This is a genomic window from Lysinibacillus sp. G01H, from assembly GCF_028872195.1.
GTDB lineage: Bacteria > Bacillota > Bacilli > Bacillales_A > Planococcaceae > Lysinibacillus > Lysinibacillus capsici.
This window is the reverse complement of sequence record NZ_CP118397.1, coordinates 661,173-674,548: the sequence shown is the minus strand read 5'-3', so window position 1 is coordinate 674,548 and position 13,376 is coordinate 661,173. Positions and strand designations below refer to the sequence as shown.

Here is a 13,376-nt window from a genome sequence, read left to right as displayed (position 1 = left end):
TGTCTATCATACTAGATAACTATTGCATGAAAAATCGGAAAAACTGACTATTTTTCAAACATTATAGGAAACTTATAGAATACGACGAAATCCGACTATATTGAAATATTGTTTTCATTGCAAGATTAGTGTTCCTATGATAACATACACTTCTGTATTTAAAATTTTTAGAAAGTTTTAGCTTTTCAATCTTAAAGGAGTTAATATACTTATGAAAAACATCTTGCATTTCATCAAAGGAAATTTAGCAGTAGGATTACTACTATTTGCCTTGTTCTTGGGTGCTGGTAATATTATTTTCCCACCATTATTGGGCCAACAAGCAGGTGAAAACGTCACTGTAGCCATGATTGGTTTCCTTATAACAGGTGTTGGTCTACCATTGTTAGCGATTGTTGCTGTTGCCAAAGCAGGAGGCGATTTACAACTGCTTGCTAACCGTGTTAGTCCTGCTTTTGGGGTAATTTTCACCTCCATCGTCTACTTAGCAATTGGACCGTTCTTTGCTGTACCACGTACTGGGTCTGTGTCCTTCGAAATAGGCATTGCGCCATTTCTTTCTGAAGGTATGAGAGATCATTGGGCGCCACTTTTTATCACATCTATTGTGTTTTTCACGTTAATTCTATATTTATCTATTAATCCTTCGAAGCTCGTTGATCGAGTAGGTAAAATTTTAACACCTGCCCTGCTTTTCGTTATTTTATTGCTTGCTGTTAAAAGTTTCATCTCTCCTATGGGTGAACCAGGAGAAGCCGTAGGAAACTATAAGGTGTCACCTTTAGCTGAAGGCTTTGTACAAGGTTACTTAACGATGGATGTTCTAAGTGCTCTTGTTTTTGGTATCGTCATTTTACAGGCCCTGCGTGATATGGGTATGAAAGATACGAGAAAACAAGTAAAAACAACGATTTTTGCGGGGGTCGTTGCTGCAATAGGTTTATCCTTTGTCTATATCTCTCTAGGGCATATTGGTAATACAAGTATCAATGCAATCGGTATTTCTGATAATGGCGGAAATATTATTGCAAAATCAGCTGAGGTGCTCTTTGGAAACCTTGGAAGTATTATTTTGTCTGCGACTATTTTACTGGCTTGTATATCCACAGCTGTTGGTTTATTAACTGCAAATGCACAATTTTTCCATAAGCTATTCCCTCAAATTTCATATAAAACGTTTTTAGTTGTCTTCACTATTTTTAGTACAGCTATTACAAATGTGGGACTTTCTACAATAATTAGTGCATCACTACCTGTTTTATTAATCATTTATCCTTTAGCTATGGTATTGATGGTCTTGTCACTAGCAGATCATTTCTTTAAAGGTGGACAAATTGTTTATATTTTAGCGCTCGTTCCAACTTTCCTTGTCAGTCTATATGATGGCTTAAAACAAATGAAAGTTGAAATTACACCTTATGAAACTATTCTAAAAGCATTGCCAATGTATGAACAAAATTTAGGCTGGCTTTTACCAGCTATTGTTGGTGCATCAATTGGTTTTATTATTCATAAATTGATAAAAAAATAATTTACAAGAATCTACTTGCCCATAGCGACAAGTAGATTTTTTTTCTATCTCATATAAGTCCACCACTATAGCGATGGCTTCATGTATAATAAAAATCAGATACTCAATTGCATAATGTAACCATCCATTTAATACCTAATAATGATACATTCTATTTTGAGTTCTAGAAAAGAGGTGTCCAATGAAAAAGTTACTATGGTCATTCATATTTGTTCTAGGCTTCTTCCTTCTCCCTTTTACAACTACTCACGCTGCTGAAAACGATCCACAGCTTATCAAGGAAATTAAGGAGATTGTGAAAGATACTTACGTTGGAACAATTAATGGAAACTTAGAGAAGGCTACATCCATCTCAGAAATCATGAGTATGCTTGATCCTTACTCAACCTACTTCACTAAGCAAGAATTTGAAAATTATATGAATAGCATCAACCTATCTACTATAGGTATAGGTGTGGTGATTGAAGAACACGAAGATGGGATTCATATTTTACAAGTAATCGAAGGCAGTGGCGCATTTGAGGCTGGTGTTCAGGCTGGAGATATCATTATTGGCGTTAATGGTGAATCCATTATCGGGCGTTCTACACAAGAAGCCTCTTCCCTTTTAATCGGTAATGAAGGGACTAAGGTGGAAGTTACATTAAAGAATAGTGACGGTTCAAAAACTACCAAAACTATTACACGTAAAAAATTCACATTACCGAATGTACAAACTGACTTGCTATTTGGGAATGTGGGCTATATTTCGTTGGCTTCCTTTTCAGAGGATGGTGCACAGCTTGTTAAAAATGCGCTGATAGACTTAAAAAAACGTGGTGCAACATCGTTCATCTTAGATTTACAAAATAATGGTGGAGGTTATGTGACAACAGCTGAAGAGCTAACAGGATTATTCCAATCTGCTAAAGTTGCGTATTTATTAGAAGAAGCCCATAACTCTTATACCATACCAGCAGTTCAACAAGACACAAAGTTTCCTAAAGATACCCGTATTCTTGTAAACCGCTATAGTGCCAGTGCTTCTGAAATGCTTTCCGCATCATTGAAAGACCAGAAGGCTGCTATTTTATACGGAGAAACAACCTATGGGAAAGGTGCTATGCAAGGCTTTTACACATTACAGGATGGAAGCTATTTAAAGCTTACAGTTGGTAAATTTACGGGTCCTGCGGGTCATACTATTCATGAAGTAGGCGTTAAGCCAAATGTTCAAACTACAACAGCACCTATTTTCCAAGCACATTATGATGCATTGAAGGAGAAATATCCTAAATATAAACAACTTTCCACGGTAAAAAATATAGCAGATACACACAAATTTACAGTGAAAATTCCTACAGGGCTTACTTCACAAATCGCTAAGAGCAACATTCAACTGGCTGCTTTAGGAGCTAAGGAAATACCCGTAGCAGTTAAAATTGAAGGTCGTTCAATAACTGTTACACCTAAGAGTGCTTTATCACCGAATCAGGAATATATGCTACTTATTCACCCAAAGAGCAAAGATCACAAAGGCTACTATCAGCATATAAAAATAAGCAATTAAAAAAACTGTCATCGATAATAAGTATCGATGACAGTTTTTTATATTACATCTTTGGTTTTCCAAAAATATAATTGTACAATATCATTTGCAAGTTGTGCAGGTAACCTTTTTTCTTCTAATAAATTCGTAATGATGAGTCTTTCTATTGAGCCTACTAAACTATCTATCATGATTTTTATATCCACACTATACAGTTGTAGATCTTTGTCACAATCATGCAGATAAATAAGGTGGATCAATTGCTGTGTCATTTGGTTTTTCACCAATTGTGCTTGCTTGGATTCAATAAAACCTATTTTTGTTAATTCAGGATTTTCAATTATGTATACGAACAAGTTCAATAACTTTTGCTCTAATAGCGTGATAAAACCCTGTAATCCATATTCAATAATGTCAGTTGACTTACTATTCATTACTGCCAAGAATCCGCTTTGAAATTGCGCATTCAAATCGTTATAAAGGGCATCCTTGCTTTTAAAATAGAGATAAAAAGTAGGCTGAGTTACATTGGCAGCCTTTACAATGTCACTAATTTTTGTGTGATGATAACCTTTATCAGAAAATAGCTCTATCGCTTTTTCAAGTAATAGTTGTTTACTTTGTTCGCCATTTGAATTAAATTTTCTGCCTCTTGCCATACTTTCCACCTTATCTTAGTTTAGAGTAGTCATATTCCCTTTTGTATTGCTTATATAGACACACTATTCTAAATCAAAAGTAACTACAAATTCACAAAACGTACATAATTTAATCTTGATTATATACAATTTTATTATAATACACCCTGTTTTTTTTTACTATAAACTACTATTAATATGATATTTAAACTGAAAAATGAAAAAGTGGATATCTAAGAATCACTTCAAAGAATACCCACTAATAAATTATATTAAAATAATAATTATATATTTTAAGTCCTAATCATCATGCCTATGTGCAAATTAAGACATATACTAATTAACATAAAGCAAATCTTTTATTTTGAAAAGTCCTTTTTTTTCGAAAAAAATTTTTAATTTAAATTTTTTCCATAAAAAAGTCAATGACTGCAATAGTTTTATCTCACTAACGTGCTTTAAAAAATATTTTTTCTGAAAATCAAACCATTTTACTTTTCAAAAAAAGTGTTATAATCGCCAAGAATTTAAAATTTTCATTTTTGGAGGCATATAATGGTATTACGTGACTTTTTCATTTACTTATCCGAGAACAAATTATTAAACAGCGCTGCACAAAAATATGGTTTAAAAATGGGTGCGCAAAGTGTTGTTGCTGGCACAAGTTTACCAGAAGTTGTGCAATCGATTAAGGAATTAAACAAGGCCAATATTTCTTGTACAGTCGATAATCTAGGCGAGTTCGTCTACGAAAAATCAGAGGCAATTGCTGCCAAAAATAATATTTTAGCTGTTGTACAAGCTATTCATGATGAACAGCTTGATGCACACATCTCTCTTAAACCTTCACAATTAGGTTTAGATATTGATTACGCATTTTGTTATGAAAACTTAGAAGAAATCGTAGCTCTTGCACACCAATATAATATTTTCGTGAATTTCGATATGGAAAACTACGAGCGTTTACATAGCTCTTTTGAATTATTAGAGGAATTACACAAAGAGTATGATAACGTAGGGACAGTCATTCAAGCTTACTTCTTCGAATCAGAGGAAAATATTGAGAAATATAAAAACTTCCGCTTACGTATTGTAAAGGGTGCTTATAAAGAACCTGAAAATGTGGCTTATCAATCTAAAGCTGATATCGACCATAATTACTTAAAACTAATTGAATATCATTTGCTACATGGTAAATTTACTTCGATTGCGACGCACGACCATAATGTGATCAACCATGTAAAACAATTTGTGAAACAACACAATATTCCAAATGAAAAATTTGAATTCCAAATGTTATATGGTTTCCGTAAAGAAATGCAGCTAGACCTTGCTCGTGAAGGGTATAATTTCTGCACATATCTACCATTCGGTAATGATTGGTACGGTTACTTTATGCGTCGTTTAGCTGAGCGTCCACAAAATGTAGCACTTGTGACAAAACAAGTGTTTAACAAAAAAACGAACATGGCAATTGGTTTAGGAGCAGCAGCATTTGCGCTTGGTCGCCTTTCGAAAAAAGGAAAATAATTATACAAGCTTGAAGCTATCCATCAGTTTCGTGTTTTTATCCTTCAGTTAGATCGTTCTATCCTTCACTTTCGGGAAACTATCCAAAAAAGCGAAAACATGGTTAATCAATGTTTTCGCTTTTTTTATTGAGCTTATAGTTTTTAACTCGATACTGTAAACTTTGTCGCCGAATCCCCAACGCAGCAGCCGTTTTGGAGATATTGCCTTGATGAAAGTCCAACGCCTTCGAAATATAGTACTCCTCTACCTCTTTCATATAGACATCTAATGGTCGAATATCCTGTTGATTTTTAATGACAAACAAGTCGCTCGTAGAAACCTCTTTTTCCGTCTCCTCACAAGAGCTTTGGATTTTCCATTTGAAATGCACTGGCAGCATATGTGATTCAACTATCGTCTCATTGGTGATCAATGAGGTTATTTCATCCAGCAGAACTTCTAATTCCTTTAAATTTCCTGGCCAATCATATTTTAAAAAGATATCTCGCACTTCTTCTGAAAGTCCATGAATAGACGAGCCAAAGCTATCACGATGTCTTTTGAAATAATCATCGATAAAAGGCATAATATCTTCTTTTCTTTCTCGTAAAGGAGGTACATAAATCGTAATACCTGAAAAAAGTCTGTAAAGTTTTTTGGATAGCTCGTGCTTTTGAATCAAATCAATGGGATCTTTGCCAACACTAGCAATTAAAACATGCTGATGATTAGGATGATTATTAAAAAGTTCCACAATCTTTTCTTGTGCTTCTAGAGATAAATATTCAATGCGCTCAGCAAAGAAGGTTATTTTCTCCTTTTCCACAATATATTTTTCAAATTGCTTTAATACCGTTTTCTCATCTCGACGGCAAATTAAAGCAATAAACATATCATTTTGCACCTTTAGATCATGATGTATTCCCTCTGCAACCATATCAATCCCAGTACCTGATTCCCCTATTAACACAACAGGCATTCTACTTAGTGCCACAATTTTTGCTTTTTCAATGACATCCTTCATGACTGGTGATACAGCTGTGATGATGTCAAATGTCAAGGGAGCGCCATACCTTCTCAATGGCTGATACATCATGTATTCAAGCTGTGTAATATCTCGGGCAAATTCCACAGCGCCTATTAAAGAGCCTTCATAGTGCAACGGATAAATATTGCTTATGTAGGTCACTTCTTGATTTTTTTTATTCCAATACGTTTTTTTTATATTGTGCACTGGCGTTTCAGAGCTGAGGACCTTATAAATATCGCTTTTTTCGATTTCAAAATCAATAATCTCTAAGGCTCGCCTCTCCTCAAATTCATCCTCATTAACGCCTTCTAATTCTCTCATTTTTTTATTGTATATAAGCAATTTGCCCTCTGTGTCTACCACACAAATTCCCATATCGCCTTTTTCAATGACGTATTTATAAATACTTAGTAGTACATTGTTATCCATTTTGTCCTCCTGTATTCCATTAAGCTTATTCTAACACCAATATGAAAAGCAGATGCAAAAATTAAAAAAGTTTTAAAATTTGAGTTGATTAATGCCAAATTATATTGCATTATATAATTAACACAATCTTAATAGGTGCATAATCATTTGGCACTACTTATACATGGGAGGAAACTGACATGATTCCATACAAACACGAACCATTCACAGATTTTTCACAAGAGGCAAACTACAATGCTTATGTAGAGGCTTTAAATAAAGTTGAAGGTTACTTAGGTCAAGACTACCCACTAATTATCGGTGGCGAACGTATTACAACAGAAGACAAAATCGTTTCGTACAATCCTGCAAAGAAAACAGAAGTTATTGGTCGCGTTTCGAAAGCAAGCAAAGATTTAGCTGAAAAAGCGATGCAAGCGGCAGATGAAACATTCAAAACATGGAAAAAAGTTGATCCAGCCATTCGTGCAGACGTTCTTTTCAAAGCGGCAGCAATCGTTCGTCGTCGTAAACATGAATTCTCAGCCTTATTAACAAAAGAAGCTGGGAAACCATGGGCAGAGGCAGATGCAGATACAGCGGAAGCAATCGACTTCATGGAATACTATGGTCGCCAAATGCTACGCATTAAAGACGGTCAGCCAGTCGAAAGCCGTCCAGGTGAATACAATCGTTATGACTACATTCCACTAGGAATCGGTATTGTCATTTCTCCTTGGAACTTCCCATTTGCAATCATGGCTGGTACAACAGTAGCTGCTTTAGTAACAGGGAACACAGTGTTATTAAAACCAGCTTCCACGACGCCAGTTATAGCCTATAAATTTATCGAAGTATTAGAAGAAGCTGGTCTTCCAGCAGGTGCGGTGAACTTCGTACCAGGTTCTGGTGCTGAAGTAGGTGACTACTTAGTCGATCATCCAAAAACACGCTTCATCAGCTTCACAGGTTCACGTGATGTCGGCTTACGTATCAACCAACGTGCATCTGTGTTAAATGAAGGCCAAATTTGGATTAAACGTGTCATCGCTGAAATGGGCGGTAAAGATACAATCGTAGTGGATAAAGAAGCAGATTTAGAATTAGCTGCACAATCGATCGTGAAATCAGCATTTGGTTTCTCAGGTCAAAAATGTTCAGCATGTTCTCGTGCTGTCATCGTAGAAGATGTATATGAGCAAGTGGTAAATCGCGTAGAAGAGTTAACAAACGCTTTAACAGTGGGTGACCCAACTGATTACAGCAACTTCATGGCAACAGTTATTGACCAAGCAGCTTTCAACAAAATTACTGAGTACATTGAAATTGGCAAAGGCGAAGGCCGTCTAGTAGCTGGTGGTACAGCGGACGATTCAGTCGGTTACTTCGTACAACCAACTGTGTTCGCTGACGTAGATCCTTCTGCACGTATTATGAAAGAAGAAATCTTCGGACCTGTTGTAGCGATCGCAAAAGCAAAAGATTTCGACCATGCGATTGAAATTGCAAACGATACAGAATATGGTTTAACAGGCGCTGTTATCACAACTAACCGTATGAACCTAGAAAAAGCGCGTGAAGAATTCCATGTAGGAAACCTTTACTTCAACCGTGGCTGTACAGGTGCAATCGTTGGTTACCAACCATTTGGTGGCTTCAACATGTCAGGTACAGATTCAAAAGCAGGTGGCCCAGACTACCTACAACTGCATATGCAAGCAAAAACAACTTCAGAAATGCTTTAATATTTACTTCAATAAAATGTCGTACATTGCTTCTTAGAAAGCAATGTACGACATTATTTTTTTGGGGTAACACAAATGACATATATAATAGAAGAAACTCATATAAATTTCGGTTCACTTTCCTTCCCCTATTCAAAACTAACTCTCACATCAAATTATAAAAGCATACTTATTGCCTATAAAACGCTGGTATATTTTATGGTATTTCTAACATTTGACCCTTATCTTGATTGTGTAACTTTGTTAAAATGATATCAGTTTAGGAGGGTAAAACTATGAAAAAACTATCAATTTTTATGTTGCTCATGATGCTTGTTAGTCTAGTCATTTGGCAGCCTCAATCTGTCTATGCAGACGAGCTATCAGGACATATGCATGAAAGTGGTCTACGCTATTTAATTCAGAAAGATGCATTACTGAAGGATGCAAATGGAAGCTATCGTCCAAATGCTACGGTTACACGCGGTGAATTCGCCACATACATAGCAAAAGCGTTAAATTTGGACACAAAGAGCAAGATAACGTTTACAGATGTGTCAGACACATATTTATTTGCAAATGAAATTAAGCTTGCCGCTACTGCTGGAATTATTACTGGTTATACGGATGGCTCATTTAAGCCAGATGACCGTATTTCAAGAGAGCATATGGCAGTGATGCTAATCAGAGCAGTTGATTATTTAAAAATACCAAAAGGTACTTCTTCTATTACCTTCAAAGACAATGCAACTATTTTTAAAGATTTCCGTCAGGATGTTGCAATCGGTGCACAATTAGGACTTATTAAAGGAAGCTCCAATGGCATGTTTTTACCAAGAGACAATGCCACAATTGGTGAGGCATCGACATTTATTCTACGATTAATTCTTCTTGCTGATCAGGTTGACGCTGGTAAAAATGAAAACAATGGTAACTCCGAAAATAACGGTAATACTACTAATAATGGGAACAACAATAATACTGGTAATAACGGTAATACTACCGCATATATCGTCAAAGAAGTTTCCAATGGTAACTTGGTAGACAAACAAACCTTTACTAGCTTTGAAGCAGCTGAAAAGGCGATGACGACTAGTTCATTAGTGATTACTCAAAATGATAAAATTATTAAAATGACTTCAGGCTATGTGGTAACGAATAATTATGTTGCTCTAAATTCTGAAACGATTAAGGATCAAATCGCAGTTGCTGGTAATACAGAAATGGAGTATCTAGGTAGTGATGCCACACAAGTAAAAGTACGCTTAGCTGGTCATACTGGTTATTTAAAGCAGGCTGACGTTACCTTAATTCCTTCTGCTCTAGTAAAAGGTCGTTCTTATTACACAAATGAGTACGGTGAAATAAAACATACCCTATATGATTATAAAACTAATAAATATTCTGCTAGTTACGTGTATGGCAAGGCCCCTAGCTTTATGAAGCAGGGTGAGAAATACTTTAGCTGGGATGGCATCAACTTTACCAATGCTGATGGTTCTTCAAAAGGAGAAGCCTATAACTACTATCAATTCTTACCAGCTCGTGCAACAACTCAATATACAGCAGATGAGCTAGATCAATATATTGTGGGAAAATTAGCAGAGGTTGAAAGCTCAGGTGCTTCGATTTATAAAAATGCCACAACTAAAAGTAAACTACTTGGTTTAGGCTCTGTATTAAAAGAAGTGGAAGCAAATTCTCATATCAATGCTATGCTTATTTTATCCCTAGCACAGCATGAGAGTGCCTATGGTATGAGTGATCACGCTCAAAATCTAAACAATCTATTTGGATTATATGTCTATGATACAAATCCACTAAATAAGAAGTTTGATAGTGTAGAAGCCAATATTAATGAGCTAGTTGAAAAATTCCTTCAGCCAAATTATATTACGCCAGGTGGACGTTATACGAATGGCGCAGTTGTCGGTTCTAAGGCTATCGGCTTCAACGTAAAATACGCTTCAGATCCATTCTGGGGCGCAAAAATTGCAGGACATTACTATCGTGCAGAAAAAGCTTTAGGCTTTAAAGATGCAAATAATCCTTATAAAATCGCTCTCACAACAACAGCCGGACTAAATGTTCGTGCAGATGCATCAACAAGTCAAAGTCCACTCTTCACATTTAGTAAAAGTAATATGCCTGTCATCGTTACAAATACAAGCGCAAATGGTTGGTATCAAGTTGTTTCGGATAAACTAAACACTGAACCTGGATATATAAGTAAGGATTATATTAAATTCATCAATACCGTGAAATAACGTAAATGGCTGTCTCTTATAAATGAGACAGCCATTTCATTTTGTTGAAAAATAAAACCATCAATTGTATTTTTGTGAAAGGTGAAAATAGATTTCAGTTGAAGGCTACTTCCTTCCTGTGGGCGAGCCCCCAGAAGTCAAGTAGCCTTCAACTCCAATCCCCCCAATTTTGATTTTTAGCAAATATTTTCAAATAAAAAGTGAAGGTGTTTACTATTCTTTACGGAAGTGTGTTGTCATTCCACATTGAAAATTAGAGCCTATCTCTCTCTGATTTTGCAAATAGTGGCCTATTTTTATTGCTACAGTTAATATTTTGCTGAATGGTTGATTGGAGAGGAGCCAGCGTCACTCCTGGGGGATTTAGCGTCACAGGTGAGACCCTGGAGCGAACGTAAGTGAGTGAAGCGGCTCAACGGACGCCCCCTGGAAAGGATGCTGGCGGAACGGAAATCATCCTCTCACCTTGCAAAAAGATCTTTTTCAGCCAGTGACATTATCTTTTTTCAACAACATGAAACGCCTGCCTCTATTAAACGAAGCATCCATTTAGATAGATTTGTTTGTCTTTCTCTAATCTGGGTATATAGAGAATAAGAAAAACGATCCCAAAGGCTAGTACACCTTTGGAATCGTCTCTTAATCAATTATTGTTTTTTATAGTATTGCAAAATACCATTATAAATAGATTCTGCAAATAATTTAACGTATTGATCATTTGTCATTTTACTGTTATCCTCTGCATTCGTTAAGAAACCAAGTTCTACTAGAATAGATGGGATCACCATATTACGAATCACGTAGTATTGCTCTTGCTTAACACCACGATTTTTCATATTTAAATTGTTGACAATTTGATTATTAACATATGTCGCTAAATCTATGTCTTCCTGATACATATCTCCTGTAGATATTGCATAATATGTTTCAGTACCAGACGCTGACGTATTAGCAGCAGAGTTGACATGGACACTTACAAAAATTTCACCATAGTTTGCTTGAGTAAAGTCTACGCGATCTTGTAATGATGGATACGTATCACCAGTACGTGTCATATAAACTTTTGCACCAGCATTCTCTAGTAATTGTTTCACTTGTGTGCTGACTTTTAATGTAATGTTCTTTTCAGAAGCAGAGCCCTTTACTGTACCTGGATCTTTACCACCATGACCTGGGTCTAGGATGATAATACGATTTTGTAAAGGTTTAGCTGTTTGATTTAATAGCTTCAAATAAGACTTGTGGACATAGCCTGATTGGCCATTATATGTGATTTCTGCCCAGTAACCATTGATGTTATTAACTTGGACATACTCTCCTTTATTCAGCTTAAATAACACGGCTGATGTAGAGTTACTTTGACTGCGAACATTTAAATTAGCAACCGTTACTCTACCTAGCACATCACCAGAAACTGGTGGTGTTGGATCTGGATTTGGGTTTGGCTTTTCTTCTTCCACAATATCCGTAGTGCTATTCGCTACAATATAACCTGGTAAACCATTTACTTGTGTTAAGTAGTAGCCACCAATTGTTTTGTAAACAGGAAGTTTTTCGTTCGCTTTAATCGATGAAATGACTTTTGCTGAAGATGTAGGCTTCACATATAAATTGACAGCATTTTTTGTCGTTACTTCTTTTTCGACTGTTCTTAACGCATTGCCATCTGCATCTACAAATTCTGCATATTGCTTATAGATATAGGCATATGCGCCTTTATAAGTAACCTTTAGCCAATTACTTTCAACAGCGTAGACTGATAATTTACCGCCTGTATTGACTTTGCCTACAATGTTCGTGCTTGAAGTAGAATCTTTTGTCTTACGGATGTTTAACCCATCTGTAGTGACCTTCACTAAGCCAATGACTTGTGATGTATCTGGAACTTGTACACCTTTTACTGGAAGCTCTAATCGATATTTTTCACTGTTTGCACGTGCAACGAATAATGAGAATTGAGAACGTGTTACAGTGCTATTAGGTAAATACGTATTACCTGTTCCGTTTGTAATGCCATTATAATAGATGGTATTGATGTATTTCACATATTCATGTGTGATTCCTACATCAGTAAAAGGAGAGTCGATCCCCTCATACTCACTAGTATCTAAATTAAAAGCCTTTGTTAATACATAACTCATTTCTCCACGAGTTAGAGGCTTATTTGGTAAGAATTGACCTTTTATATTTTTGTCGAAAAATCCTAGCTGTACAGCACGTTCTATATAACCTGACATTTCAGTGCCAACTGTAACATCTGAAAAGCTAGATTTATTTACAACTAATGGTTTATTACCAGAGGCAACAACAACCATTTTAGCTGCTTGTCCTCTTGTTACACTATTATTTGGGCCAAAGACTCTCTTACCATTCACAAAGTAACCTTGAATTACCCCCAAATTTACTAAATAATTGATTTCTTCATAGGCTGGGTGATTTTTAGTAACATCTTCAAATGTTATATTTGAATTGTTAGCTGCACTGACACTTGCACTATGTATCGTAAACATAGAAGCCGAAATGAATAAGACGCACAAGATAAGACTAATTTTTTTGATGTTCAATGTCTTATTTCCTCCCTTCTTGTTCTCTTAACGTGTCCATTTTAACAAAATTAGCTAAATAAAGCATCATACAATAGAACTGTTAAAATTTAATTTTCCAATTCACATCCTTTCCTACAAAATTATCATAAAAATAGAAGAGTCTGCTATTGCAAACCCTTCTTCCATTATACG

8 protein-coding genes are annotated in these 13,376 nt (G+C 35.8%); 5 read left to right on the top strand and 3 right to left on the bottom strand.

The genetic code is table 11. From position 1 onward, the window contains the following. The first annotated feature begins 211 nt into the window (after nt 1–211). Both brnQ and PSR12_RS03230 read left to right on the top strand, forming a co-directional pair. Complete coding sequence (gene brnQ / locus PSR12_RS03235; RefSeq protein ID WP_221679422.1) at nt 212–1,531, top strand: branched-chain amino acid transport system II carrier protein; 1,320 nt, start codon at nt 212–214, stop codon at nt 1,529–1,531. Nucleotides 1,532–1,712: 181 nt separating this feature from the next. Beyond that, entirely contained in the window at nt 1,713–3,080 is a 1,368-nt protein-coding gene (locus tag PSR12_RS03230) for a S41 family peptidase (RefSeq protein WP_274771595.1), read from the top strand. Between the two features lie 38 nt (nt 3,081–3,118). Here the strand turns inward: PSR12_RS03230 and PSR12_RS03225 are convergent, their stop codons facing one another. Then, on the bottom strand, nt 3,119–3,718 hold the full coding sequence (locus tag PSR12_RS03225) for a TetR/AcrR family transcriptional regulator (RefSeq protein ID WP_274771593.1): 600 nt from the start codon (nt 3,716–3,718) through the stop codon (nt 3,119–3,121). 534 nt (nt 3,719–4,252) lie between these two features. Between PSR12_RS03225 and PSR12_RS03220 the strand changes: the two genes are divergently transcribed. Beyond that, nucleotides 4,253–5,227, top strand: a complete 975-nt coding sequence (locus PSR12_RS03220) for a proline dehydrogenase family protein (protein ID WP_221679418.1) — start codon at nt 4,253–4,255, stop codon at nt 5,225–5,227. Nucleotides 5,228–5,330: 103 nt separating this feature from the next. Here the strand turns inward: PSR12_RS03220 and PSR12_RS03215 are convergent, their stop codons facing one another. Then, nucleotides 5,331–6,668 carry an AAA-type ATPase lid domain-containing protein gene (locus PSR12_RS03215; protein ID WP_221679417.1) on the bottom strand — a complete coding sequence of 446 codons (1,338 nt, stop codon included), beginning with the start codon at nt 6,666–6,668 and terminating at the stop codon, nt 5,331–5,333. A 179-nt stretch (nt 6,669–6,847) separates the two neighbouring features. Between PSR12_RS03215 and pruA the strand changes: the two genes are divergently transcribed. Continuing rightward, nucleotides 6,848–8,392 (top strand): L-glutamate gamma-semialdehyde dehydrogenase, encoded by a 1,545-nt coding sequence (gene pruA, locus PSR12_RS03210; protein ID WP_221679415.1) that lies wholly within the window; start codon nt 6,848–6,850, stop codon nt 8,390–8,392. Between the two features lie 275 nt (nt 8,393–8,667). Then, the gene (locus PSR12_RS03205) at nt 8,668–10,638 is read left to right on the top strand and encodes an S-layer homology domain-containing protein (RefSeq protein WP_274771590.1); all 1,971 of its coding nucleotides are present in this window, start codon (nt 8,668–8,670) and stop codon (nt 10,636–10,638) included. A 647-nt stretch (nt 10,639–11,285) separates the two neighbouring features. Here PSR12_RS03205 and PSR12_RS03200 read toward each other — a convergent pair. After that, complete coding sequence (locus PSR12_RS03200) at nt 11,286–13,202, bottom strand: N-acetylmuramoyl-L-alanine amidase (protein WP_274771588.1); 1,917 nt, start codon at nt 13,200–13,202, stop codon at nt 11,286–11,288. Nucleotides 13,203–13,376: the final 174 nt, after the last annotated feature.

Coding starts and splice junctions, on each gene's coding strand:
- pruA (WP_221679415.1), top strand. CDS start 6,848: ATGATTCCATACAAACACGAACCATTCACAGATTTTTCACAAGAGGCA.
- brnQ (WP_221679422.1), top strand. CDS start 212: ATGAAAAACATCTTGCATTTCATCAAAGGAAATTTAGCAGTAGGATTA.
- PSR12_RS03230 (WP_274771595.1), top strand. CDS start 1,713: ATGAAAAAGTTACTATGGTCATTCATATTTGTTCTAGGCTTCTTCCTT.
- PSR12_RS03225 (WP_274771593.1), bottom strand. CDS start 3,718: ATGGCAAGAGGCAGAAAATTTAATTCAAATGGCGAACAAAGTAAACAA.
- PSR12_RS03215 (WP_221679417.1), bottom strand. CDS start 6,668: ATGGATAACAATGTACTACTAAGTATTTATAAATACGTCATTGAAAAA.
- PSR12_RS03205 (WP_274771590.1), top strand. CDS start 8,668: ATGAAAAAACTATCAATTTTTATGTTGCTCATGATGCTTGTTAGTCTA.
- PSR12_RS03220 (WP_221679418.1), top strand. CDS start 4,253: ATGGTATTACGTGACTTTTTCATTTACTTATCCGAGAACAAATTATTA.